The organism is Hymenobacter perfusus (assembly GCF_003944765.1).
Taxonomy (GTDB): Bacteria; Bacteroidota; Bacteroidia; order Cytophagales; family Hymenobacteraceae; genus Hymenobacter; species Hymenobacter perfusus.
In genome coordinates this window covers 1,186,235-1,210,160 of record NZ_RWIU01000001.1, presented here as the reverse complement: position 1 = coordinate 1,210,160, position 23,926 = coordinate 1,186,235, and the positions used below count along the sequence as shown (strand labels likewise).

At 61.4% G+C, this 23,926-nt stretch carries 20 protein-coding genes and 1 tRNA gene; 12 read left to right on the top strand and 9 right to left on the bottom strand.

The genetic code is table 11. From position 1 onward, the window contains the following. The first annotated feature begins 31 nt into the window (after nt 1-31). Nucleotides 32-601: a hypothetical protein gene (locus EI293_RS05150; RefSeq protein ID WP_125436053.1), complete on the top strand. Its 570-nt coding sequence runs from the start codon at nt 32-34 to the stop codon at nt 599-601. Between the two features lie 79 nt (nt 602-680). Here the strand turns inward: EI293_RS05150 and EI293_RS05145 are convergent, their stop codons facing one another. Continuing rightward, a complete protein-coding gene (locus tag EI293_RS05145; protein ID WP_246010532.1) occupies nt 681-1,643 on the bottom strand; it encodes a DMT family transporter in 963 nt (320 codons plus the stop codon). A gap of 153 nt (nt 1,644-1,796) precedes the next feature. Then, on the bottom strand, nt 1,797-2,786 hold the full coding sequence (dusB, locus tag EI293_RS05140; protein ID WP_125436052.1) for a tRNA dihydrouridine synthase DusB: 990 nt from the start codon (nt 2,784-2,786) through the stop codon (nt 1,797-1,799). Nucleotides 2,787-2,938: 152 nt separating this feature from the next. Here dusB and EI293_RS05135 point away from each other — a divergent pair, with 152 nt between their 5' ends. The 4 genes from EI293_RS05135 to EI293_RS05120 all read left to right on the top strand — a co-directional run bounded on the left by EI293_RS05135 (nt 2,939) and on the right by EI293_RS05120 (nt 7,554). Next, nucleotides 2,939-3,994, top strand: a complete 1,056-nt coding sequence (locus EI293_RS05135; RefSeq protein ID WP_125436051.1) for a CPBP family intramembrane glutamic endopeptidase — start codon at nt 2,939-2,941, stop codon at nt 3,992-3,994. Nucleotides 3,995-4,061: 67 nt separating this feature from the next. Next, on the top strand, nt 4,062-4,991 hold the full coding sequence (locus tag EI293_RS05130; RefSeq protein ID WP_125436050.1) for a phosphatidate cytidylyltransferase: 930 nt from the start codon (nt 4,062-4,064) through the stop codon (nt 4,989-4,991). A gap of 312 nt (nt 4,992-5,303) precedes the next feature. Beyond that, a complete protein-coding gene (locus tag EI293_RS05125) occupies nt 5,304-6,593 on the top strand; it encodes a Glu/Leu/Phe/Val family dehydrogenase (RefSeq protein ID WP_125436049.1) in 1,290 nt (429 codons plus the stop codon). 280 nt (nt 6,594-6,873) lie between these two features. Next, nucleotides 6,874-7,554 (top strand): phosphatidylserine decarboxylase family protein, encoded by a 681-nt coding sequence (locus EI293_RS05120; protein ID WP_125436048.1) that lies wholly within the window; start codon nt 6,874-6,876, stop codon nt 7,552-7,554. A gap of 114 nt (nt 7,555-7,668) precedes the next feature. Here EI293_RS05120 and EI293_RS05115 read toward each other — a convergent pair whose 3' ends face one another. Beyond that, nucleotides 7,669-8,214 carry a dihydrofolate reductase family protein gene (locus EI293_RS05115; protein ID WP_170170249.1) on the bottom strand — a complete coding sequence of 182 codons (546 nt, stop codon included), beginning with the start codon at nt 8,212-8,214 and terminating at the stop codon, nt 7,669-7,671. Nucleotides 8,215-8,451: 237 nt separating this feature from the next. Between EI293_RS05115 and EI293_RS05110 the strand changes: the two genes are divergently transcribed. The 4 genes from EI293_RS05110 (at nt 8,452) to EI293_RS05095 (ending at nt 12,260) form a co-directional block, all read left to right on the top strand. Further along, nucleotides 8,452-9,330 carry a hypothetical protein gene (locus EI293_RS05110; RefSeq protein ID WP_125436046.1) on the top strand — a complete coding sequence of 293 codons (879 nt, stop codon included), beginning with the start codon at nt 8,452-8,454 and terminating at the stop codon, nt 9,328-9,330. Between the two features lie 50 nt (nt 9,331-9,380). Then, nucleotides 9,381-10,328, top strand: coding sequence for a hypothetical protein (locus EI293_RS05105; protein WP_125436045.1), 948 nt, complete (start codon nt 9,381-9,383; stop codon nt 10,326-10,328). 155 nt (nt 10,329-10,483) lie between these two features. Beyond that, nucleotides 10,484-11,701: an adenylosuccinate synthetase gene (locus EI293_RS05100; RefSeq protein WP_125436044.1), complete on the top strand. Its 1,218-nt coding sequence runs from the start codon at nt 10,484-10,486 to the stop codon at nt 11,699-11,701. 76 nt (nt 11,702-11,777) lie between these two features. Continuing rightward, nucleotides 11,778-12,260: a GAF domain-containing protein gene (locus EI293_RS05095; protein ID WP_125436043.1), complete on the top strand. Its 483-nt coding sequence runs from the start codon at nt 11,778-11,780 to the stop codon at nt 12,258-12,260. A 101-nt stretch (nt 12,261-12,361) separates the two neighbouring features. Here EI293_RS05095 and EI293_RS05090 read toward each other — a convergent pair whose 3' ends face one another. The 5 genes from EI293_RS05090 to EI293_RS05070 all read right to left on the bottom strand — a co-directional run bounded on the left by EI293_RS05090 (nt 12,362) and on the right by EI293_RS05070 (nt 18,556). Beyond that, nucleotides 12,362-12,697, bottom strand: coding sequence for an ASCH/PUA domain-containing protein (locus EI293_RS05090; protein ID WP_125436042.1), 336 nt, complete (start codon nt 12,695-12,697; stop codon nt 12,362-12,364). A 211-nt stretch (nt 12,698-12,908) separates the two neighbouring features. Beyond that, nucleotides 12,909-14,465, bottom strand: a complete 1,557-nt coding sequence (locus EI293_RS05085) for a carboxylesterase/lipase family protein (RefSeq protein ID WP_125436041.1) — start codon at nt 14,463-14,465, stop codon at nt 12,909-12,911. Nucleotides 14,466-14,590: 125 nt separating this feature from the next. Beyond that, complete coding sequence (glpK, locus tag EI293_RS05080; protein ID WP_125436040.1) at nt 14,591-16,132, bottom strand: glycerol kinase GlpK; 1,542 nt, start codon at nt 16,130-16,132, stop codon at nt 14,591-14,593. A 165-nt stretch (nt 16,133-16,297) separates the two neighbouring features. Beyond that, a complete protein-coding gene (locus EI293_RS05075; RefSeq protein WP_246010531.1) occupies nt 16,298-17,899 on the bottom strand; it encodes a glycerol-3-phosphate dehydrogenase/oxidase in 1,602 nt (533 codons plus the stop codon). A 584-nt stretch (nt 17,900-18,483) separates the two neighbouring features. Next, nucleotides 18,484-18,556: transfer RNA gene (locus EI293_RS05070), tRNA-Met, on the bottom strand. A 223-nt stretch (nt 18,557-18,779) separates the two neighbouring features. Between EI293_RS05070 and EI293_RS05065 the strand changes: the two genes are divergently transcribed. Beyond that, nucleotides 18,780-19,937, top strand: coding sequence for an alpha/beta hydrolase (locus tag EI293_RS05065; protein ID WP_125436039.1), 1,158 nt, complete (start codon nt 18,780-18,782; stop codon nt 19,935-19,937). Between the two features lie 178 nt (nt 19,938-20,115). On the opposite strand, the gene EI293_RS05060 is transcribed toward EI293_RS05065, so the two are convergent. Further along, nucleotides 20,116-21,978 carry a BamA/TamA family outer membrane protein gene (locus EI293_RS05060; RefSeq protein WP_125436038.1) on the bottom strand — a complete coding sequence of 621 codons (1,863 nt, stop codon included), beginning with the start codon at nt 21,976-21,978 and terminating at the stop codon, nt 20,116-20,118. A 128-nt stretch (nt 21,979-22,106) separates the two neighbouring features. On the opposite strand from EI293_RS05060, the gene hemW reads away from it, so the two are divergent. Further along, a complete protein-coding gene (gene hemW / locus EI293_RS05055; RefSeq protein ID WP_125436037.1) occupies nt 22,107-23,249 on the top strand; it encodes a radical SAM family heme chaperone HemW in 1,143 nt (380 codons plus the stop codon). Nucleotides 23,250-23,374: 125 nt separating this feature from the next. Beyond that, entirely contained in the window at nt 23,375-23,863 is a 489-nt protein-coding gene (locus EI293_RS05050) for a hypothetical protein (RefSeq protein WP_125436036.1), read from the top strand. The last annotated feature ends 63 nt before the right edge of the window (nt 23,864-23,926 follow it).

Sequence of the window (23,926 nt, the reverse complement as noted above, 5' to 3'; positions counted from 1 at the left end):
AACCTCTGCGCCCTCTGCGGGCTGAAACCGTATGCTGCCACCCGGCGAAACCATTCTGCTCACCCTGCGCCTGGCCGGCTCCATCCCGGCGCGGGCCGGCCGGGAACTGCACGCCCAACACGTAGCCGCCCAGCAAGCCGCCACATCCCCGGAAGCCCACCGTCGCGCCGAGAAGCGGTTTTTTGTTGCCTTTGATGAACTGCTGGATGCGCGCACCGTGGGGCCGGCGTACCTCGAAAAGGAGAAGCTGGCCGAGCTGGTAGCCGGCGAGCTGCTGATGCTGGAAGAACAAGGTTTGCGGGTGCCGGGCTTCGTGCTGCTGCCCAACCACCTGCACGCGGTGCTGCACCTGCCAGTTAGCTCGGGCCTTTCGCTCTACAAAACCACGGAGCTGCTGCACCAGCGCACTGCCGCCCAGGCCCGTCGCCTACTACGCGGCCAGCTCTCGCCCGAGGCCGACTTCTGGCACCCCGGCTCCCACGAGCTGCCCATGCTGGACGCCACCGAACTGGCCCGCGTGCAAGCCTACCTGCTGGCCCACCCGCAGCGGCTGGGGCTGCCGGAGCGGTTCCGGGCGTGGCCGTACGTGTATGAGGGGTGAGGGAATTAAGGGGCTAAAGCGGAACGTCATTCCGAGCAGGCTCGGAATGACGTTCTGGTGTTATTGCCTCGCTTCAAACCTACTTCGCCCGGTGAATGATGGCCACGCTCACCAGAATAATCACCATGCCCAGCAGGTGCCAGAGGTTGAAGTTTTCCCCGTCGAGCAGGCCCCAGGCCAAAGCCACCACCGGCACCAGATAGGTGTTGGAAGCCGCGAATAACGCCGTGGAGCTTTGGATAAGCTTATTGAACAGCACCATGGCCACGGCCGTGCTCATGGTGGCCAGCAGGGCAATGTAGCCAAAGGCGGCCCAGGCCCCCGGTACGTGCTGCAACTTGTATACGAACCCCGTACCCAGCAGCAGAAACGCCAGCGCCGGCCCCCCGATGAACAGCAGCAGCAGCCCCGTTACGGCCAGGGCCGGAATGCCCTGGAAGTGCTGCTTAATTACGTTCACGCTCACGCCATAGCCCAGCGTGGCCAGCACGATGTAGAGGCCGTACCAGGCGTTGCTTTCCCCGGATGGCGTGGCGTCGCCGCCGCTGCCGCCCAGCAGCATCAGCACCACCGTACCCGCCAGCCCCAGCCCGATACCCAGTACCCGCAAACCCGTGAGCCGCTGCCCGAAAAAGGCCGCACCCACCACCAGCGTAAATACCGCCGTGAGGGCATTGAGTACGCCCGCCAGCCCCGAAGCCAGCCGGGTTTCGGCGTAGGCAAACAGGAAAGCCGGAATCAGGGTGCCCACCACGCCGCTCAGCAGTAGCCACTTAAACCGGCTACGGTCCACCTTGCCCACGTGGCGCAGCGCAAACGGCAGCAGTAGCAGCGCCGCCACGCTCACCCGGGCCGCCCCCAGTTCCAGTGCCGAAAACACCACCAGCCCCTTCTTCATCAGAATAAACGACGTGCCCCAGATGCCGGCCAGCACCAGCAGCAGCACCCAGGCCGAGGCCGGCGTGCGGTGGGGCGGGGGCGAAGCCACGGGCGGCAGTTCGGGTGCGGCCATCACGGCCGGGGCAGGAGTAGTGGTGAGCATAGATGGGCGGGGGAGAGGTGGAGGAAAAAAGGAAAAAAAAGAACGTCATGCTGAGCTTGTCGAAGCATCTCTACCGGAGCTAATCAAAGAAGTTAGCACTGCGGTAGAGATGCTTCGGCAAGCTCAGCATGACGCTCAACAATAATTGGTAGTTTACCCCACCAGCACCGGCTCGGCGGCAATGATTTCGTCCATAATGGCGTGGATTTCCAGCGGGTCGTTGCTGTCCACGAGGCGGCTGCGCCACTGGCGGGCGCCTTCTAGGCCCCGGAAGTACTGGGCGTAATGGCGGCGCATCTCAAATACGCCGGCCCGGGGGCCTTTCCATTCCAGACTTTTCTCGAAGTGCATGCGGCAGGCCTGCACCCGCTCCTCCACGGTGGGCGGCGGCAGCAGCTGGCCGGTGGCGGCATAGTGCTTCACCTCCCGGAAAATCCAGGGGTAGCCGATGGCCGCGCGGCCAATCATCACGCCATCCACGCCGTAGCGGTTCTTATACTCCACGGCCTTCTGGGGCGAGTCGATGTCGCCGTTGCCGAAGATGGGGATTTTGATGCGCGGGTTGTTCTTGATGCGGCCAATCAGGTCCCAGTCGGCCTCGCCCTTGTACATCTGCACGCGGGTGCGGCCGTGTACTGTGAGGGCTTCGATACCAATGTCCTGCAGCCGCTCAGCCACGTCCTCTACGTTCTTGGTGGAGTCGTCCCAGCCCAGGCGGGTTTTGACGGTGACGGGCAGATGGGTGGCGCGCACCACGGCCGAGGTCATTTCCACCATTTTGGGAATGTCGCGCAGCAGGGCCGCGCCGGCTCCCCGGCAGGCCACCTGCTTCACCGGGCAGCCGTAGTTGATGTCGATGAGGTCGGGGCCGGCCTCGGTGCTGATGCGGGCGCACTCGCCCATCGTATCCACGTCGGAGCCGAAGAGCTGGATGCCGATGGGCCGTTCGTAGTCGAACACGTCGAGCTTCTGGCGGCTTTTGGCAGCGGCCCGGATGAGGCCTTCCGAGGAAATAAACTCGGTGTACATCAAATCGGCCCCGCCCTGCTTGCACACGGCCCGGAACGGCGGATCCGACACGTCCTCCATGGGCGCGAGCAAGAGCGGGAAATCGGGCAGGGCAATGTTACGGATGTGAACCACGGCAGGCTATTCTAGTATTTTGCGCAAATTTACGACAATAGGATTTAGTGCCTGGTGCGTAGTGCCTGGTGCGTAGGTCGTTCAACGACAAAGTGCAGTTGGTCTTCTGGGCCGCTGCGCACTAAAATCCAAGCACTAAGCACCAAAACACCATGAAAGGTTTCGTTTCCAGCAAGCTGCACCCTTTGGCCAACCTGGGGCTGCTGATGTTGCTCCTGATAGCCACCTTCAGCCTTTCCATGCTGCTGATTGCCATTAGCAGCAACCTGCTGTTCGGCGTGGGGCTGCTGGAACTGGGCAACGTCACGCAGCGTCCCGCCGACCATCCCAACGGCTGGGCCGTGTCGATGCTGAGCCAGGGCCTGCTGCTGCTGGGCGGTTTTGGGGGCGCGGCCGTGGTGCTGGCGGCCCTCACCGGCTACCGCCTGCCCGACTACTTTGCGCCCCGTCGGCCGGTGCCGGCGCAGTGGCTGCTGCTGGCAGCCGTATTGATTGTGGTGAGCCTGCCGGCCATGTCGGTGCTAATTTCCTGGAACGCCAAACTGCACCTGCCGGCCGCCTTGCAGGGCTGGGAGCAGGCTGCCAAGGAAATGGAGGAGCGCGCCCAGGAAATTACCCGCTACCTCACCCGCTTTTCGTCGCCGCTGCGGTTTGTGGTGGCGGTGCTGGTCATTGCCGTGGTGCCGGCCGTGAGCGAGGAGCTGTTTTTCCGGGGCGTGATTCAGCGCAACCTAGTGCAGTGGGCTGGCTCCCGGCACGTGGGCATCTGGCTGGCGGCTACCATTTTTAGCGCTATTCACTTTCAGTTCTTCGGGTTTTTTCCGCGGCTGGTGCTGGGGTTGGTGCTGGGCTACTTGTATGAGTGGAGCGGTAATATTCTGGTGCCGATGGCGGCGCACTTCGCCCAGAATGCCTTTCAGCTGGTGCTGCTCTACGCCCAGCAGCAGGAATGGTCCTCGTCGGATTTCGACCCTGATTCTACGGAGGCGCTGCCCTGGTACCTGGTGCTGCTTTCCCTGGGAGCCTGCGCCGTGGGGCTGTGGTATCTGCACCGCCAGATGCGCGCGCCCCGCGCCGATGCGCTGCCGACCCAAATGCACACGCTCGGCAGTCACGGCGTGGCCGTGCGCCGCCCCGAGCAGCCGGTGCCCGCCGCCCGCACCCTCAGCCACGACGGCGTGGATGCTACTAAAGCCGACCGTACCTAACCGCTAAAGTCCCGGCTGCCCGTTATTCCTGTCCGATTTCCCGTTTTCTATTTCCCCGCTTCCCCGTTTGACTTCCTCACCCGCCCCCGCGCCCTCCGCCGCCACTGAGCCCTCGGCCGACAAGCCCCCGATGTCCAACCTGGCCCAGCGCGTCATCTTCGGCCTGATCGGGGCCGCCCTGCTGCTAGGCAGCGTGTGGTACAGCGCCTGGACGTTTGCCCTGTTCTTCGGGGCCGTGCAGATGCGGATGCTCTGGGAGTTCTACCGCATGATGCGCCACGCCGGCTACAAGCCCGCCGCGCTGCTGGGCGGGGGCTTGAGTTTGGTATTGTTTGGTGGGACATATTTATTTCACTCTTTAGCTGGTGAACGTTTCGACACGCAGGACAGGTGGACGCAACAATTAGTAGTCTATAGCGCAGTGGGTGTTATTATAACCTTACCTATCCTGCTGATTTTGCGCGAGATGTACGCGTGGCCCCGCGAAAACCAGGAAATAAATCCGTTTGCCAATGTTGGCATCAACTTGCTGGGCCTGCTGTACGTGAGCCTGCCCATGAGCCTGCTCAACGTGGTGGCCTTCACCGAAACCGGCTACGACTACCGCCGCATCTTCGCGCTGCTGCTACTGGTGTGGGCGTCCGATACCGGCGCCTACGCGGCCGGCAAAACCTTCGGTAAGCACAAACTGGCCCCCAAAATCTCGCCTGGCAAAACCTGGGAAGGCGCCGTGGGCGGCTTCGTACTGACGCTGGTGGTGGGCTGGGGGCTGGGCTATCTGCTGCCCGAGCTTTCCCTGACCTACCGGCTGGTGGCGGCCGGCGCGGTAGCCCTGTTCGGCCCGCTCGGTGATTTGGCCGAGTCCATGCTCAAGCGCAGCGTGGGCGTGAAGGATTCCGGCCGCATCATGCCCGGCCACGGCGGTTTGCTGGATCGGTTCGATGCCTTCCTGTTTATTCTGCCGGTGCTGGCGCTGCTGCAGCTGCTGTTCGGGTAGGCTTCTGAAACGGGTAACGTCCTGACTATCGGGCGACTTCCGGCGGGAAGTTGCCCGTTTTTTTTATGGCAGAAAACCGGCGGCTGTATTGCGAAGAATAGCAGAAACTGAATAATAAACTGCCAAACTCACCGGCATTTCGCACGGAGTTTGCTACGCCGCTACTCCCGCCTGCGGCGGCCGGTGCCGGCCGTGCCGCGTATGGGGTAAACCGCTTACCTTTGACCACCCAAAATTCCCGCGTACGGTCGGTTTGCCCACCATTCCGGCGTGCGCTTTCATTTCCTCAACCCACCCCAACCCCACCTCCGTATGGCTGCCACCACGGTGTACAAAGAACCGGCTCCCCGCGTCGATGCCGAAAACCCCCTCGAATCCATGATGTCGCGCTTCAACGTGGCCACGGAAATCCTGGGCCTCGATGAAGAAACCTACAACGTCCTCAAAGCCCCCGACAAGCAGATCATCGTGCACATTCCCGTGACGATGGACAACGGCAAGGTGCGCGTGTTTGAAGGCTACCGCGTGGTGCATAATACCATCCTGGGCCCTTCGAAAGGCGGCATCCGCTACGACAAGAACGTGCACCTTGATGAGGTGAAGGCCCTGGCCGCCTGGATGACCTGGAAGTGCGCCGTGGTGGATATTCCTTATGGCGGTGCCAAAGGCGGTATCATCTGCGAGCCGACCACCATGAGCGCCGGCGAGATTGAGCGTCTCACCCGGGGCTACACCCTGGCCATGAAAGACGTATTCGGCCCTGACCGCGACATTCCGGCTCCCGACATGGGCACCGGCCCCCGCGAAATGGCCTGGCTGATGGATGAGTTCAGCAAGACTGTGGGTGCTACCTCGCCCGCCGTGGTAACCGGCAAGCCCCTGGTAATGGGCGGCTCGCTGGGCCGCACCGAGGCTACCGGCCGCGGCGTGATGGTGTCGGCCCTGGCCGCCCTCAAAAAGCTGGGTCTGGACCCCACGCAGGTATCGGCGGCCGTGCAGGGCTTCGGCAACGTGGGCTCCTGGGCCGCCAAGCTCCTGAGCGAGCAGGGCGTGAAAATCAAGTGCATCTCCGATGTAAGCGGCGCGTACTGGAACGAAGCCGGCATCAACATCGATGAGGCCGTGGCCTACAAGAACGCCCACAAGGGCCGCCTCGACGGCTTCACCGGCGCTGCGCTGATGGAAAACGCCGACGATCTGCTCACGGCCGATGTGGACGTACTGGTGCCCGCCGCCGTGGAGGACGTCATCACCGAGCACAACGCCCACGACATCAAAGCCAAGCTGATTGTGGAGGGTGCCAATGGCCCCACCTCGGCCTCCGCCGACCCCATAATCAACGAGAAAGGCATTATGGTGGTGCCCGACATTCTGGCCAACTCGGGTGGGGTAACGGTTTCCTACTTCGAGTGGGTGCAGAACCGCCAGGGCTTCAAGTGGAGCGAGGAAATGGTTACCGAGCGCGCCGACCGCATCATGAACGATGCCTTCGAGAAAGTGTACGCCACGAGCCAGAAATACAACATCCCAATGCGTATTGCCGCCTACGTGGTAGCCATCGACAAAGTAGCCCAGACCTACAAGTTCCGCGGCGGCTTCTAAGCGGTGAAATGACGAGGTGGTGAAATGGTGAGTTTTTCGTTTGGCTGGTGCAATGTTTTGCCACTGGCGCGAATTGAACAACGCCTCACAATTTCACAACTTCACAAACTCACCCTTCGGCAAAGCCACTATATTTGCTTTCGGATAGCCCGGGCCGGTGGCTCGGGCTATCTTTGTCTAAGTTGATTCGTAATGCGCCTGAGGGCGAGCCGCTACTTTTGTTTTTGGAAAGTCGTCTGAATCAGCGAAATCAACGTAAATCAGCGCAAATCTGCGATTCATGAAGATCCACAAAGAAGGACGACGTATTCTGTTCTTTACCCTGCTGGCCCTGCTGGCCGCCAACCTGCTGCTGTTCCGGTATAATGCCGAAAACAGCGGTTTCAACAAGGTTTTTGCCGGTATATCCGTCATCGTGTTTCTCACCCTGCTGCAGTTTTTCCGCAGCCCGGCCCGCCGCCTGTTCACCCACGAAGACCTGATTATTGCCCCGGCCGATGGCAAGGTGGTGGTGATTGAGGACGTGGAGGAACCGGAATATTTCAACGACAGACGCAAGCAGATCAGCATCTTCATGTCGCCGATTAACGTGCACATTACCCGGAATCCTATTTCGGGCATCGTGCGCTACTTCAAGTACCACCCCGGCAACTACCTGGTGGCTTGGCACCCCAAGAGCAGCACCAAAAACGAGCGTACCACGGTGGTGGTGGAGTCGGAAGCCGGTCCGCTGGTACTGTTCCGGCAGATTGCCGGCGCCATGGCCCGCCGCATTGTGTGGTACGTGAACGAGGGCGACGAAGTGAGCCAGGGCGAGGAGTTCGGCTTCATCAAATTCGGCTCCCGCGTGGATATCTTCGTGCCCCTGGATACGGAAGTGAAAGTGCAGATCGGGGAGAAGGTAAAAGGCGGTCAGACCATCATTGCCCAGCTCAAAACCGATGCCCCCAGCCTCTTCTAACCACGGATTCAGACGGATTTTTTTGGATTACGAGGATTCGTTCCGACGTGAACGCACAACGGCCGCCCCGGTTATCTGGGGCGGCCGTTGCTGTTTTGAGGGCTGTTGAGGGTATCAGCTGACTGTTTCGGATACTTCCGATAGGCGGTAGTGGAGCAGGGTCATACCATCGGGCCAGGTTTGGGTGCGCAGCAGGTGCAGGGGCTGCGTGTGCTCCTGGTGGCGCCACAGCGGAATGCCGGCCCCGATGAGGCGCGGCACCACAAACAGCATCAGCTCATCCACTAGGCCTTCGGCCAGCAGCGGCGAGGCCAGGGTGCTGCCCCCGATGAGCCAGATGGTGCCGCCGGGCTGCTGGCGCAGCTCCCGCACAAACCGGGTGGGGTCTTCGGTAATGAACTGCACCGAGGGGTGGGCCGCCTCCTGCGGCGGGCGGCGCGTGAACACGTAGTTGGTGAGGGTGGGGTAGGGCCACTCGCCGAAGGTGGTAATCTGCTCGTAGGTGGCGCGGCCCAGCAGGGTGGCGTCGGCGGTGGTCAGGAAGTCGGCGTAGCCATAATCCTCGCCTGGGGGCGGAGAGGGCAGCCACTCCACCGAGCCATCGGGCGAGGCAATGTACCCGTCGAGGCTGGTGGCAATGTAGAGAACAACTTTACGCATGTGGGAAGTGGTGGGATGGTTGGGTGGGAAAGAAGCGGAACGGCAAACGGCACCAGCCGAAACTGGTAAAAACTGCATACGGCCGCTTACGGGCGTTGGACTGTGCGCGGCGGGCGTAACGAGAGAAAACAGTGCAGCGGCTGCGGGTAACTGCTTGACTGCCTGAGTTTCTATGGCGGTGTAAAATACAACATCTTTCGCCGCTCCGAATACCCCGATATTCCTTACTATTGGGGCATGGATGCCGCTGCATTGCTCACCACCATTCTAAGTGCCCAGGGCCCCGCTGACGTGTTCAGCCGCCGCCGCTACCGCCAGCAGTATTTGGCCTACCTCAAGCTGCTGCACCCCGATGTGTGCGCCCTGCCCGGAGCCGCCGACGCCGTGGCCCGCCTCAATGCATATGCGGAGCAGTACAAAGCACTGGATACGCTGGAGGACGATGCCGGCCTCATTCGCCGCCTCGATGAGCGGACCCTACGGCTGGAAGGCGACCCTGACCTATTGCACACCTCAGAGCAGCACTACCGCCGCCTCATGGCTCTCACCGATGACGCGGCCCGCAACTTTCAACGTTACCTGCCCACCCAATTGGTGCGGAAGCCGAACGGGCTGGTGGTCAGCGCACCGCACTATCTGCTTCCGCTCGGTGGCCTCACTCTCGCCCCCGAGCACGTGGCCTGGGTAGTCAGTCGGGTGTTGGAATTTACGGCCTGGCTGCACCAGCTGGGGCTGTGCCACGCGGGGCTGAACCCGGAGTCGTTGTGCGTGGTGCCGGAAACCCACGGCATCGTGTGCCTCTCGTTTTACCACCTCACGCCGCTGGGCGCGCCGTTGCGCACGGTATCGGGGCGGTACCTGAACTGGTACCCGCCGGCGGTTTTCAGCCAGAAGCAGGCTACTACGTACCTCGATGTGGCCCTGGTGCAGCGCACGGCCTTGTACCTGCTCGGCGACCCCTCGGGCCACGGCGTGAAGCTGAAGAAAACCGTAGATGAGCGTCTGATTGATTTTCTGCTTAGTCCGCACCCCAACGCCCTGCACACCCTGCAAGAGTACCGTCAGCTGCTGACCCGGATTTTCGGGAAACGCCAGTTTCACCCGCTGGAAGTGTAGGCCACTCCCGAACAAAAACTCACCATTTCACCACCTCACTATCTCACCTCATGGGCTACACCCGCTGGTCAGACGACGCGTACGAGTATCTGCGGGATTCCCGCTCCAACTCGGGTACCGACGACATTTTCGCCAATAACCGCCTGGGCCGCGCCGATGCGCGGATGCTGCCCCACGGCGTGAAATTCCGGGAAAGCCGCGACTCCGACATCCACCCCGAGTCGTTGGCAGTAGCCGTGTTTCTGGACGTGACGGGCAGTATGGGCCGTATTCCGGAGGTACTGGTGCGCGAGAAGCTGGGCACGCTCATGAACACGCTCATCGACCACGGCGTGGCCCACCCGCAAATCCTGTTCGGCGGTATCGGCGACCATATTTCCGACCAGTATCCGTTGCAGGTAGGTCAGTTTGAAAGCGGTACTGACGAGCTGGACCAGTGGCTGACCGGTTTGTACCTGGAAGGCGGCGGCGGCGGGCAGAGTATGGAGTCGTACACGCTGGCCTGGCTGTTCGGGGCCCGGCATACCTCGCTCGACTGCTTTGAGAAGCGCGGGCAGAAGGGCTTTTTGTTCACCATCGGCGACGAAGCTTCCTGGCCCACGCTGGAGAAAAAGGCCCTCCAGGATCTGATGGGCTACCCCGAAGCCACCGACCTCACCGACCGGCAGCTGCTGGAAGAAGTGCAGCGCAGCTACCACGTCTTCCACATCCACATCAACGAAGCCTCCTACAAAGACGACCCCAAGGTGCTGGGCTACTGGAAAAAGCTGCTGGGCGAGCGGCTCCTCATCCTCAACGACTACAACGCCTTGGCCGAAACCATTGCCGCCACCGTGGCCGTCATCCACGGCGTAGAGCTGAGCCAAGTGCTGTCGTCCTTCGATGCGCACACGGCCGGTACGGTAAAGAACGCGCTGGTTCACGTTAGCTCCGCCCTTACCACCACGCCCAAGCCGGCCGGCGCGGGCGGGCTGCTCAGCCGGATTTTCAAGCTGTAAAAACGCAGCAACCTGTCATCCTGAGCAGCGCAAAGGACCTTATCACGTCTGAGCTACTATTTCATGCAGTTGTGATAAGGTCTTTCGCGCTGCTCAGTATAACAACTGGCAGCGAGTCTGCTAATCCGTTACTCCTCTAATCAGTTACTGTTTTCATGCCGGAAATACCCGTTTGGGTGGTAGTTGGCCTGGGCTTCGGTGACGAAGGCAAGGGCCTCGCCACCGATTACCTGTGCCGGGAGTTTCCCGGTGCCTTAGTAGTGCGCTTTAATGGCGGACCGCAGGCGGGGCATACGGTAGTGGCAGCGGATGGGCGGCGGCACGTGTTTTCCAGCTTCGGGGCCGGTACGCTGCGCGGCTGCCCCACCTATTGGTCGAGGCATTGCCCGGTGGCGCCGGGGCCGCTGCTGCGCGAGTACGCGGCCCTGCGGGAGCTGGGTGTGCAGCCCCGCCTGCTGCTGGATGGCCGCTGCCCCGTTATCACGCACTATGATGTGCTATGGAACCGGGTGCTGGAAACTGCCCGAGGAGACGCGCGCCACGGCAGCTGCGGGCAGGGCTTCGGGGCCACCGTGGAGCGGCAGGAAACCACGCCATTACGGCTATACGCGCAGGATCTGGCCTTCCCGGAGGTGTATGAGCATAAGCTCCAACAGATTCGGGCGCATTACCGCGTCCGGATTCAGCAGGAAACCAGCTTCGATTTTGACCGCCTCGACCATGACGCGGAGGACCTACGCTTCGCCGACTACGCCCGGCAGCTGGCGGCGCTCCGGCAACAGGGAGCAGTAGAGCTCGTCCGGGAAGCCGAGGTGTTGGCTCCCACGGCTCCGTGGCCGGCTCTGGTGTTTGAGGGGGCGCAGGGCGTGCTGCTGGACCAGGAGTTTGGCTTGTTTCCGCACGTTACGCGCAGCTTTACCACCTCGCGTAATGCCCTGGAGCTGCTGGTCCGGCACCGGCCCGGTACGGCGGCGCGGCTGCTGTACGTGTCGCGGGCCTACCATACCCGGCACGGGGCCGGCCCGCTGCCGCAAGCTGAGGTGTCGGTGCCGCTCATCCACCACGAGCAGGAAACCAACCAGTACAACGACCACCAGGAGCATTTTCGGCGCGCTCCGCTGTCGGTGAGCCTGCTGAACTACGCGCTGCGGTGCGACGCGCACTTCTCCGCCAGCCTGGAAAAATACCTGCTCCTGACCTGCCTCGACCAGCTGCCCGATGGCCGGATTCCGGCTTACGTGGAAGGACAGCCCCGGCCGTTGACGGTTCCTGAGCTGGGCGCTTTGCTTGACGAAGACCTGACCGGATACGTAGTTAGTCGCGGCCCCTGCGCCGATGACCTGCCGCCGCTGCCTACCTTTGCAGCCCGGTGACAAAACCGGCCGCCAGCGGTTATAGCCGCCGGATGGCCCCGCGCCGTCACTTCTATTGCTACTTTCCTTGACTCGCATGGCCGAAGAACTGCACCTCGACACCACTCTCAGCAAAGCCGAACAGTACCGGCAGCTCCTGCCCCAGATTCAAGCCCTCACCACCGGCGAGCCGGATCTGGTAGCCAATCTGGCCAACACCGTAGCGGCGCTGCGCCAGGCTTTCGGGTTTTTCTGGGTGGGCTTTTACCTAGTGAAAGAGGATGAGCTGGTACTGGGACCCTTTCAGGGACCTATTGCCTGCACCCGCATCCGGCATGGCAAGGGCGTGTGCGGAGCCAGCTGGGCACAAGCCGCCACGCTGCTGGTACCCGACGTAGAGCTGTTTCCCGGCCACATTGCCTGTAGCTCCGATTCTAAATCCGAAATAGTGGTGCCCGTGCTGAAAGACGGGCAGGTAGTAGCCGTGCTGGACGTGGACAGCGACCAGCTGAACGACTTCGACGAAGCCGATCAACTGGCCCTGGAGCAGCTAATGCCGCTGGTAGCCTCCTGGTTTTAGCTGAGTGAATTGAAATATAGGGCGTACATCGAAAGCCCGTTACTTCTTCTGTTGGAAGAGTAGCGGGCTTGCTGCTTCGTGGAATAAACGAAAAAGAACGGTTACCAGAGTCGGGTGTCGTTGATACCGGGCGGCAGCGGCGGCAACTCGCTGAAGCCAAGTACGCACCAGCCCGCCGCCACCCCGAAGGCGCCGCCGTTCAGCACGTAGCTGATCCAGCGGGTGGTGGTGCGGCCGCTGTACTGCTCGCTTTCCGGCTCATACTCTCGCATCAGCAGCAGGTCGCCCACGCAGAAGTGCCGGTCGTTTTCCCGCACATCGAAGGGTTTGGCCCCGCTTTCTACCGCTGCAAAGCAGGCCGGCCACACTTTCAGCTCGTGGGTGCCGGGCGCGGGCCGGGCGGCAGTAGTAAAAGGAGCGGTGTATTGATACGTCATGGTAGTAGAAAGTTGGGCTCAAGCCGCAAGGCGAGCTGTGAAACAAACCGCGCGTCAGTCACGGACCGGGAACCGTGTCAGGGAGGCAGGTGCCTCCTGTGGGCTAACCGGCAGGAGAAAATACGATTAAAAAATGTATTGCGTTGTAAATGAGTTGGGTATTGGTTTTTTTCGGGGCATAGATCAGGCCATTAGTTCCCCAAAAAAACAGCTAACGAACGTAGCCCTGCATAGGAAACGTTGGGTCCTGATAAGGTGCCGGAAGGGGTTCAGCGCGGCTGTTGGTATCGAAGAGCATGACTTCCCGACGGCTGGTAGTATAGGCTGGCCACCCGACCCCCGGCTGCCCGGTTTTGATGAATTGCGCCCAATGGCGGTGCATCAGGGCGGCCAAGGTGGGGTTAGATGCTTTGCCGCGCCAGGGCCCGGCCGCCGCCGTGGTAGTAGCTGCCGCCGAAGTACCCATCGGCGCATTCCACACGAACGCCAGCTCCTGCGCGTGGATGGGCCGGGTAACGGCATCGGCGTAATCGAAGCGGTATAGCCACACGGGCGGGCTTTTTTCCGCCAGCGTGAGGGCCAGCCGGTACGACGCCAGGCGGTAGAGGTAATCCGTCAGCACGGCATTCCAGGCCACTAGGGCCGGTTGATTTTGGCTAGTTTGCTGGTAAGCGCGCCACACATAGGGGCTATTGCGCGCCCCGAATACCTGTTGCAAGGCAGCTTCGCTGGGCTGGGCAATGACCGAGCCGGGGCCGGTGAACAGCTCCGCCTCGTTGCGGTTGGTGCCCATAAGTACCCGCACCGGTCTGCTGGTTTTCAGGTAGGTAAGTGGCGGCTGCGGAATAGTTTTGCCATCCAGCACGGGCCCGAAAACCTGCAGGCCGCCCGCACCGCTGGCAAACCGGCTTTGCGCCCGAATCAGGCTGTCGGCTGGTAGTGTGAGCAGTGCCCGCGCATCAGACAAGTGCAGGTACTGAAGAAGCTGCCGGGTTACGGCGGCGGCCGTGGCCGTATCGCGGATGGCCTGCACGGCCCCGCTTTCCAGAATCACCTGCTGAAACAGGCCCTGGGCCGCCGGCGTCACCAGCAGCGCGCCCACCAGCTTAGCCCCCGCCGATTCGCCCATCACCGTCACGCGGTTTGGGTCGCCGCCGAAGGCCGCAATATTTTGCCTTACCCACCGCAGAGCCGCCACCGCGTCGAGCAGACCGCAGTTGCCGGCCTGCGCGTACTGCGGCCCCAACTGGCTGTCCAGCTCCAGAAACCCCAGACTACCAAGGCGGTAATTGAAGCTCACGGCTACTACTGTATCCTGTGCGGCGAAGGTCCAGGTATCATTTTCCTGCCCCGAGCCGCCGGTGAAAGCTCCGCCGTGGACCCACACCACCACCGGCCGCCGCTGCCGGGTGGGAGCCGGTGTCCACACGTTCAGGTACAGGCAGTCTTCCTGGCCCTGGGTGGCGTCGGCGCTGCCTTGCAGGGATTTGGAGCCAAACAGGCGGGTGCTTTTTACTCCCTGCCAGCGGGCGGCTGGTTGGGGCGGCCGGAAACGCAACGGCCCAACCGGCGGCCGGGCGTACGGAATGCCCTGGAATACCCACAAACTACCCTGCTGGCTGCCCTGCACTTTTCCCTGCCGCGTCCGGACCACAGGCCCGTCTGGTTGCGCCAGACTAGCTGATATGGTGCCGAACCAGCAAAGCAAAGTGGCCAGCAACAGCCGTATGCGAAAAGAGTAAGCAGGCAGAGAGTGGGCAGCGGCCATAATTGAGTGGGAAGTGTAACGAGTATACCAAAGAATACACGCTAATGTGGTCCTGCCCTGACTTCGGGAAAAAATATGTGCGATGCGCGTCGCCGGGCCGACTCAAACAGTTAAGGCTGGCCTAATTACTGCCCAGTGGCTGTCGTGGTTTTTTCAGCCGGAGCCTTCGCGGGGGCGCCTTTGGCCCACACTTGCAGGGCCCGCACGGCGCGGTGCCAGTCGGCAATGCCGGCTTTGAGGCTTGGGCTGTCGGGGTTGGGAGTATATGAACTGTCATCCTGGGCCAGAGCCTGGATTTCGGCCAGGTCTTTCCAGTAGCCTACGGCCAGGCCGGCGAGGTAAGCCGCCCCGAGGGCCGTGGTTTCGGCCATGCCGGGGCGCACGACTTTAGTGTGCAGGACGTCGGCCTGAAACTGCATCAGCAGCTTATTCACCGTTGCGCCACCATCCACGCGCAACTCCGCAATGGCGAGGTTGGAGTCGGCTTCCATGGCCTTGAGCACGTCCATCGTCTGGTAGGCAATGGCTTCCACGGCGGCGCGGGCAATATGCGCCGCTGTTGTGGCCCGGCTCATCCCGAAGATGGTGCCCCGCGCGTACGGGTCCCAGTAGGGCGCGCCCAGCCCCGCAAACGCCGGTACGAAGTACACGCCGCCGTTGTCCTCTACCTGCGTGGCCAGCTGCTCTATTTCCGACGAAGCCCTGATGATGCCCAGATTGTCGCGCAGCCACTGTACCACCGCCCCGGCAATGAAAATGCTGCCTTCCAGCGCGTAACATACCTTACCATCAAGCTGCCAGCCGATGGTAGTCAGCAGGTTATGCTGCGAGGGTTTGGGCGTTTCGCCGATGTTCATCAGCATGAAGCAGCCCGTACCGTAGGTGCTTTTCACCATGCCCGGCTCAGTGCACATCTGCCCGAAAAGAGCCGCCTGCTGGTCGCCGGCAATGCCGGCAATCGGAATCTTGCTGGCAAACAGCGTGGTTTTGGTTTCGCCGTACACCTCGCTCGACTGCTTCACGGTGGGCAGCATGCTGCGCGGAATATTGAACAGGGCCAGCAGTTCGTCGTCCCAGCCCAGGGTATGGATGTTGAACAGCATCGTGCGTGAGGCGTTGCTCACGTCCGTGACGTGCAACTCACCCTGCGTGAAATTCCAGATCAGCCAGCTATCCACCGTGCCAAACGCCAGCTCGCCGGCCTCAGCCTGCACGCGGGCTCCCGTTACGTTATCCAGAATCCAGCGCACCTTACTGGCGGAGAAATAAGCGTCGAGCAGCAGGCCGGTTTTGCTGCGAATCAGGTCCTCGTGCCCTTCTTCACGCAGCTGGTCGCAGTACTCGGCCGTGCGGCGGTCCTGCCACACAATGGCGTTGTAGACCGGCGCGCTGGTCTGGCGGTTCCACACCACTACGGTTTCGCGCTGGTTGGTAATGCCGATGGCCGCAATGTTGCGGCCGTTGTGACCTGCCTTCACTGTCGCCTCGGCCGCTACACCCGCCTGGCTCGACCAGATTTCGCGCGGATCATGCTCCACCCAGCCCGGCTTAGGGAAAATCTGTGGGAACTCCTTCTGCGCCTGGGCCACAATCTGGCCTTTTTGATCGAAGAGAATAGCGCGGGAGCTGGTGGTGCCCTGGTCGAGGGCGAGGATGAATTGCTGCATGGGAAGCAGGTTGTTAAGGGCGGGAAGTTTCCGTAAAAGAGGCTTCTGAGGCGTAGGGCTTACTATGGGTAGCCGCAGCACGGCGGAGCAGCCGGGACACAATAGTCGCGGCCTGCCGTTGCAGATGTATGCGGGGGCAGGACGCGACGCCAACTTATTGCATTTCTACCCTGTTTGCAGCAGATAGTTCTGAGCCACCTGCGTAAAGTCGGCCACCTGCGCCTGCTGCCAGGCGTGGTCGTGGCCCAGTTCCCGGGCCAGCAGCGCCGCCACTGCGGGAGCCATCCGAATAGCGGCCTCGGCATCCAGAAACAGCACCCGTACGCGGCGGGCCAGTACGTCTTCCACGGTGCGGGCCATTTCGTAGCGCGCCGCCCACACTACTTCGGCTTGTACAAATTCGAGCGTTTCGTCCAGCTTTGCGCCCAGGGCGGGTTGCTGCTTTATCAGTTCGAGCAAAGCCGGTTGGTCGCTGCCATACACGTAGAGGTGGTTGCGGCGGTCCTCGTCTGTAGTAAGCAGCGCGCCGTGGATAGGCAAATCAGCGGTTTTACTCTTCGCTTTCGGTAGTTTTTTGAGGCTAATAGCCTTATCCACTGCGTCTTGGCCCATACGGCGGTAGGTGGTCCATTTGCCTCCCGTGATGGTAATGAGCCCGGCCTCGGATACCAGAATCTTGTGGCTGCGCGAAATTTCCCTGGTTTTCGCCGAGCCATTCTGCGGCGCCGCCAGTGGCCGCAGGCCCGCGAATACACTCAGCGCGTCGCTCCGTCTGGGGGCCCGGGCGAGGTAACGGCCGGCCGTACGCAGGATGAAGTCGATTTCCTCTTCCAGGGCCTTGGGTTCTTCGCTGTACTCCTTGAGGGGCGTGTCGGTGGTGCCGAGGATAACCCGCTCGTGCCACGGCACGGCAAAAAGCACGCGCCCGTCATCCGTCTTCGGAATCATGATGGCATCATTGCCCGGCAGAAACGACTTATCGAGCACGATGTGGACGCCCTGACTGGGACGCACCAGCTTTCGGGTGCCGGGCTTATCCAGTTGCAGAATCTCGTCTACAAAAATGCCAGTGGCATTTACGACGACTTTCGCGTTGATTTCATACGCTTTTCCGGTCTCGCGGTCCACGGCTTGTACCCCGGCTACCTGGCCCTGCGCATCTTTCAGGATGCCGCGCACCGCGCAGTGGTTGAGCAGCGTGCCACCCATTTCCACGGCCGTCTGGGCCAGGCTGATGGCCAGACGGGCATCATCGAACTGCCCGTCTTGGTATACCACGCCGCCGTGCAGTCCCTCGGTCCTGATGTTGCCCAGGCGCCGAATCGTCTCCTGCTTGCTGATGTGTTCAGCCGCACCCAGGCTGAGCTTGCCCGACAACAGGTCGTATACTTTCATGCCGAAGGTATAGTATGCTCCGCCCCACCACTCATAGTTAGGAATGATAAATGATTGGTTTTTAACCAAATGAGGTGCGTTTTTCAGTAACAGCCCTCGTTCGTACAGAGCTTCCCGCACCAGAGAAATGTCGCCCTGGGCTAGGTAGCGCACCCCGCCGTGAACCAGCTTGGTGGCGCGGCTGCTCGTGCCTTTGGCAAAATCGGTTTGCTCAAGCAGCAGCGTTTTGTAGCCCCGACTAAGCCCGTCGAGGGCTACGCCCAGGCCCGTTGCTCCACCACCAATTACAACCAGGTCCCAGATGGGCTGGCTGGTCAGCGGGGCCATGAGAGCGGGTCGGGAAAAGGCCGCGGCTTTGATTTCGTTTCGCATGGCGTTGTTTTGAAAAGTAATTTCTTTCCTTCTACGGGTATGAATGCCAGCGTGAAATGACCTCAACTGCTTCCGCAACAGCTTCAGCGGTTAAACCATATTGAGGTACCCCCGGCTCAACCAGAAGATGATGCATACGGCCCAGTAAGCCATTGTGCTGGCTGCTTCATTAAAGTCTGGTAAGCGTAGCTTTGGCCGCGTCTGCGGGCTGGCGCAGGTGTATTATATTGTCACGGATCGGGGAATAGCCCGCGCCGACAGCCGCCAAATCACGGGACCGGGCATGCTGCCGACCAGTGGGTGAAGCAGAATAGCCGTGTCATCTGGTCTGCTGGCGAATAATTTAGGATTGACAGACAGCCTGCCACTCAGGGCAAGGGCAGGCCTCGTTAGTTACCGGAGCCAATGCTACATGGTATAGCCGGCGTACAGCAGATATGCGCGGTAGCGAGCTGACATGCAATTTCTTGCGGTGTAGGTGGCCCACCCCCATCAGACGATGCGCAGCAATTGCGCCTTGGCGGGTCTACTTGCGCAAAAGAAAAAGGCCAGCTAATTCCGAAGAATCAACTGGCCTTTCTAGGTAGCGGGGACTGGACTCGAACCAGTGACCTTTGGGTTATGAGCCCAACGAGCTACCAACTGCTCCACCCCGCACTGTTTGGTATTACAAATGTAGTAGCCTTTTTTGGAAAGGCATCATTTGGGGTCGCAAAAATACTGAAATAGTTTTCTATCGACTGATTATCAGGAGTAAAAATTTTGGCAAGTTTTTAAAAAGCAGCATGGAGTACAGGATTTAGGGCTTTTACCGCTTCGGGAAAAAGCTTGTCGTAAGGTAAATCATTGTTTCTTTCTATTACCTGCAACCAACATCCGCATGACTACGCTTTTCCACACTTCCCTCCGCTGGGGCGCGGCTGCCCTCCTGGCAGGCTCTACCCTGACTTCTTGCAACACAGCCCAGACTACTGAGTCGGACGCTACCACTACGGCCACGACTACTGATTCCATGGCCACAGCTCCGACGGCTCCGGCCCCGGCTGGTCCCGTGCCTGTGCGGCCCACCGGCCCGGCTCCGGCCTGGGCTACCGGCATCAAGCCCGAAATGCAGGCCGTTATTGAAACTCTGGTCAGCCTGGGTGGTAAGCCTATCGAAACTCTCTCAGCCCAGGAGGCCCGGCAGCAGCCCACGCCCGCCGACGCGGTGATGAAGCTGATGCAAGCCAACAACATCCCAACGCCCCCCGTGACGGCCGATACTATGAGCCGCATGGTGATGCCCGGCGTAAAAGTGCGCATCTACACGCCCAAAGGCGCTACCGGCACGCTACCGGTGGTGGTGTACTACCACGGGGGCGGCTGGGTTATTGCCAACCTCGATACGTATGATGCCTCCGTGCGGGGCCTGGTGGAGAAAACCGGGGCCATTTTCGTGTCGGTGGCCTACCGGCAGGCGCCGGAGCATAAATACCCCACGGCCCACAATGATTCGTTTGCGGCATATCAGTGGGTGCTCAAAAATGCCGCTTCTTTTAAAGGCGACCCGCAGAACGTAGCCGTGGTGGGCGAGAGTGCCGGTGGTAATCTGGCCGCCTCGGTGAGCATGATGGCCCGCGACAAAAAGGTGATGCTGCCCAAGCATCAGGTGCTGGTGTACCCCATTGCCGGCTACGACCTGAACACGCCCTCGTACCAGCAGAACGCCCAGGCCAAGCCGCTCAATAAGCCCATGATGGCTTGGTTCTTCGAGAAGTATTTGCGCGGCGCGGCCGATGGCAAGAGCCCAATGATTTCGCTGGTGAATGCCAACCTGAAGGGCATGCCCGCCACCACCATCATCACCGCCAGCCTCGATCCGCTGATGAGCGACGGTAAGATGCTGGCCGATAAGCTGAAAGCCGCCGGCGTCGCCACTAAGTACGAAAACTTTGAAGGCGTAACCCACGAGTTCTTCGGTATGGCCGCCGTGGTGCCCCAGGCCGCTCAGGCCCAGGACCTGGCCGCCGGCGAACTGAAAAACGCCCTGATGAAGTAGGGTTTAGAAGGTAGAGCTGAGAACCTGGAATTAAGAAGTAAGCCGTCCGTTCTATGACCCGTTTGGGTCAATAGAACGGACGGCTTACTTCTGTTTTTTAAAACCAATGCTTCCATTCTGTTTGTCCCAAAAGGCTCATAGAGCCAAAGTCTCAGTTCTAAAATCTAGTTTCTCAACGCTAAAACCGACTAGTAATGCCGAAGTGGATTTTGCCAGTGCTCAGAGCCAGCCGCTGCTGGGAGCTTCGGCCCAGGGCGTACACAAACTGAAACTGGCCGGCGGCGGTGCGGAAGCTCAGACCCGCGCCCAGGCCGGTGGGCGTATCCTGCGGGTACGGGTCGTTGGGGAGGTTGCGACGGAGATACGCTTGGTCCACGAACAGGAACACGTAGGCATCGGAGCCAGTGAACTGCCGGAACTCGGCGGTGCCCACGGCGTACTGGCTGGCGTAGAAATTCAGCTCGTTGAAGCCCCGTAGCGTGGCCAGGCCGCCCAGCCGAAACAGGTCGTTGAGGAAGAGCCGTTCGTTGAGCAAAGCTTCGCCGCGCAGGCGCGTGAGCAGTACGCCGGCCCGGCCGATGCGCAGGTACCGTTCGGCCCGCAGGCCCAGGGAAATCTGGCGGGTGCGGAGCGGAATATCTTCATAGATGTCACTGCGCAGGCCGCCGTTCCGGCTGATGACCTTGGTGCCGATGGCGGCCTGCCCACTGACCAGCAGGCCACGCCGGGGAAAATACGGGTCGTCGAGGGTGTTCCAGGTGTAGTCGAGGCCGTAGGAGCTGTAGCGGGAATCAATGTTGGCCGGCAGCTGGCGCAATGTAGAGTCGACGGAAAGCAGGCGCGACGCGCGCCATTCCACAAACACAGCCAGCCGGCCCGCCAGGGCCGTGGGGTAGGCAAACTGCAGGCGCGGCCGGGTGGTCAGGAACAGTGTATCCTGCTTGAGCAGGTTGAAGGAGCCGCTCAGCTCCAGCGGCGTACCGAAGAAGGCGGGATGCAGATACTGCGCATCCAGCAGCTGAGAGTTAGCATCGAGCTTGCGCCACTGCAGCCCCACACCCTTGCCGCCGCCGTTGATGTTGCGCAGGTTCAGGGTTACGTCGCCGGTGATTTGCACCCGTTTCTGGCCCACGCCGGGGTTCGGGTTCGGCAGTACACCCACAATGGCGTCGAACTGATTGGATGTGCGGTCTTCGAGCAGAAAAAACACCCGCGCCCGGCCCTGGGCAAAGCGCACTTCCGGCTCGGCTTTTACCTGCAGATAGGGCAGCTGGCGCAGGCGGCGGGCCGCTTCCAGCACCCGCTGCTGACTGAACGGCTGGCCGGGCTCCAGCTGCAGATATTTGGTCAGGAAGCGGGTCTTTGTCTTGGTTTTACCGATGATCTGGATGGAATCGAATACCACGGCCGGGCCCCGGCGCAGCACCACCCGGCCCTCTACCTCGGTGCCAGTCAGGGCCACGGAATCGAGGCCGATGGTGGCAAACGGGAAGCCCTGGTTTTCAGCTTCGCGCAGGATATTCTCCTGCAGTTTGGCCCACTCCTGCGGCCGGAGCGGCTGCTGCTGGAACAGCTTGTCGCGGAAGCCGGCGCGGGTGAGCAGGCCGTCGCCGAGGTTACCGTTGCGCACCCGGGCCCAGCGGAATTTCTCGCCCACGTACAGCCGGACTTGCAGCGTGTCGTGGCGCCAGCGCAGCTCGTCGGCCGAGGCCGTCAGGTAGGCATCGGCCTGCAGGGCCAGCACCAGAGCCCGTACTTCCCGCAGGGCCGCCAGAGAATCGGGCACTGCCAAGCGGTAGCGGTAAGGACGCAGCAGCGGTTGGTCGGTGGCCTCGGTAAGCAGCATTATCGAGACTGGGCGCACGGGGTGGGCCGGTGGTAAGGTGGCTTTCCGGGCCGAATCGGGGGGCGAGGTGGCGGCAGGCGAGGCCGAGAGGGGCGGGGCGGCGGGGTTGAGCGGCGTAGTGCCCTGCGCGGCGGCCGGCCGGCCCGGCAGGACCAGCAGCAATAACCACCAGAAAACGAGGGCGCGGGCGTACATTTGCAGTCTGAAACGCGAATCGCCGCGTTTAATTTCCCGAAAGTAGCGTTTACTGTCTTTGCCTTCGACTGCGCCCGCCCGGTTTACGCCGTTCGGCGGCCGGCAGCCCGGGCAAGTTGCCCTTCCGCATGTCCGGCCTCTACCTCCACATTCCCTTCTGCAAGCAGGCCTGCCACTACTGCGACTTTCACTTCAGCACGTCGATGGCCCTCAAAAGCCGACTGGTCGACGCTTTGGTAGAAGAGTTGGCTTTGCGGCACGCCTACCTGGGGCCCTCCCCGATAATAAACACCATATACTTCGGCGGCGGCACGCCCTCTTTGCTCACGGCAGCCGAGCTTGATACGCTGCTGGCGGCCGTGCACCGCCATTTCCGGGTGGCCCCCGACGCGGAAATTACCCTGGAAGCCAACCCCGACGACCTCACCCCGGCCAAGGTGCGCGAGCTGGCGGCCTCGCCCGTGAACCGGCTCAGTATCGGGCTACAAAGCTTCCACGAGCCGCACCTGCGGCTGATGAACCGCGCCCACTCGGCCGAGGAGTCGGGGGCGGCGGTGCGACGGGCGCAGGACGCGGGCTTCGAGAATATTTCCATCGACCTGATTTACGGTGTGCCCGCCCCCGACCATGATATCTGGCAGCAGGATATGGCCCGGGCGTTTGCGCTGGAAGTGCCGCATATGTCGTGCTACGCGCTTACCATTGAGCCCGATACGGTGTTTGGGCGGCAGCTCAAGAAGGGCAAGTTTCTGGCCCCGCCCGATGAGTTTGTGGCCGCGCAGTTTGAGCAGCTGCTGCTGGAAATGGCCCGCCACGGCTACGAACAGTACGAAATCAGCAACTTCTGCCGGCCCGGCCGCGAGTCGAGGCACAACGCGGCGTACTGGCGCGGGGTGCCCTACCTGGGGCTGGGACCGAGCGCCCATTCCTTCAACGGGCACAGCCGACAGTACACCGTGGCCAACAACCCGCAGTACGTAACGGCCGTGCTCGACGAAGGCCGCGTGCCCGCTACCGTGGAGGAACTCAGCCCCCGCGACCAGGCCAACGAGTACCTGATGACCAGCCTGCGCACCGCCCGGGGCTGCAACCTGCGCCGCTTGCGCGACGAGCTGGGCCTGAACCTGCTGCAGGAGCGCGCCGCGTATCTGCAGCAGCTGCAAGCCACTGGCTTGGCCCGCCTGGACGAAGGCCAGGTGCTGCGCCTCACCGACGCGGGCAAGCTGCTGGCCGACCACATCACGCTGGAGCTGTTTCAGGGCGAAGAATAACGGCGGCGGCGGCGGATTTTCCGGCTTTTATCCTTTCTTTGAAACAGCCGACCGGCCGGACTTCTTCCGGTTGCCCCGCGCCGCTTACCGCGCAAAGCCCTGCTGGCTTTGTCAATCCAGTGATTATGAGACGACTGATAGACGCGCTGGCCGACGATACCGACTTCTTCATCGAGCAGGTGCAGCTAACGGCCATTGTGTTCGATAACTCCGACGACGTGACCATCTGGGCCACGACGTTTTTTGATAACGAGCTGCATTTTTTTCATCTGGGCCTCACTTTTCAGCAGTTGGACCTGTTGCTGCGCGTGGCCGCCGAGCGGGCCGAAGCGTTGCAGGAAGACGTGGCCGATGCTCTGGCTACCGTGCGCGACTGGCCCTGCCTGCTCGAATACAACAGCGAGGCCAACCCGCCCGTGCCCTTGCCCAACGTGGCCCTGAAACTTTCCTGCACCTACCCCGCCGACCTGTTTGAGGATGAGGAGGAAGGCGAGGACGATGATACCTTCGACATCAGCATGAACGCCGACAGCGAAGAAGCCGAGGAGTACGAATCGGGCCAGCCCCACAACATCTTCTACCTCGAAGACGTGTTCCTGCGCATCGAACCGTGAGGGGGAGTGATGAGAGTTGAGGTATGAATGATGAATTAATGATTCCACTTCAGTAGCTGTAAA

What these genes read in the sequence shown, in the direction of transcription:
- glpK (WP_125436040.1), bottom strand. Translation starts at nt 16,132, where the DNA reads ATGCAGCAATTCATCCTCGCCCTCGACCAGGGCACCACCAGCTCCCGC.
- EI293_RS05110 (WP_125436046.1), top strand. Translation starts at nt 8,452, where the DNA reads ATGGATGCCGCTGCATTGCTCACCACCATTCTAAGTGCCCAGGGCCCC.
- EI293_RS05075 (WP_246010531.1), bottom strand. Translation starts at nt 17,899, where the DNA reads ATGCGAAACGAAATCAAAGCCGCGGCCTTTTCCCGACCCGCTCTCATG.
- EI293_RS05120 (WP_125436048.1), top strand. Translation starts at nt 6,874, where the DNA reads ATGAAGATCCACAAAGAAGGACGACGTATTCTGTTCTTTACCCTGCTG.
- EI293_RS05125 (WP_125436049.1), top strand. Translation starts at nt 5,304, where the DNA reads ATGGCTGCCACCACGGTGTACAAAGAACCGGCTCCCCGCGTCGATGCC.
- EI293_RS05085 (WP_125436041.1), bottom strand. Translation starts at nt 14,465, where the DNA reads ATGGCCGCTGCCCACTCTCTGCCTGCTTACTCTTTTCGCATACGGCTG.
- EI293_RS05065 (WP_125436039.1), top strand. Translation starts at nt 18,780, where the DNA reads ATGACTACGCTTTTCCACACTTCCCTCCGCTGGGGCGCGGCTGCCCTC.
- EI293_RS05060 (WP_125436038.1), bottom strand. Translation starts at nt 21,978, where the DNA reads ATGTACGCCCGCGCCCTCGTTTTCTGGTGGTTATTGCTGCTGGTCCTG.
- EI293_RS05135 (WP_125436051.1), top strand. Translation starts at nt 2,939, where the DNA reads ATGAAAGGTTTCGTTTCCAGCAAGCTGCACCCTTTGGCCAACCTGGGG.
- EI293_RS05090 (WP_125436042.1), bottom strand. Translation starts at nt 12,697, where the DNA reads ATGACGTATCAATACACCGCTCCTTTTACTACTGCCGCCCGGCCCGCG.
- hemW (WP_125436037.1), top strand. Translation starts at nt 22,107, where the DNA reads ATGTCCGGCCTCTACCTCCACATTCCCTTCTGCAAGCAGGCCTGCCAC.
- EI293_RS05150 (WP_125436053.1), top strand. Translation starts at nt 32, where the DNA reads ATGCTGCCACCCGGCGAAACCATTCTGCTCACCCTGCGCCTGGCCGGC.
- EI293_RS05100 (WP_125436044.1), top strand. Translation starts at nt 10,484, where the DNA reads ATGCCGGAAATACCCGTTTGGGTGGTAGTTGGCCTGGGCTTCGGTGAC.
- EI293_RS05105 (WP_125436045.1), top strand. Translation starts at nt 9,381, where the DNA reads ATGGGCTACACCCGCTGGTCAGACGACGCGTACGAGTATCTGCGGGAT.
- EI293_RS05095 (WP_125436043.1), top strand. Translation starts at nt 11,778, where the DNA reads ATGGCCGAAGAACTGCACCTCGACACCACTCTCAGCAAAGCCGAACAG.
- EI293_RS05145 (WP_246010532.1), bottom strand. Translation starts at nt 1,643, where the DNA reads ATGCTCACCACTACTCCTGCCCCGGCCGTGATGGCCGCACCCGAACTG.
- EI293_RS05115 (WP_170170249.1), bottom strand. Translation starts at nt 8,214, where the DNA reads ATGCGTAAAGTTGTTCTCTACATTGCCACCAGCCTCGACGGGTACATT.
- EI293_RS05050 (WP_125436036.1), top strand. Translation starts at nt 23,375, where the DNA reads ATGAGACGACTGATAGACGCGCTGGCCGACGATACCGACTTCTTCATC.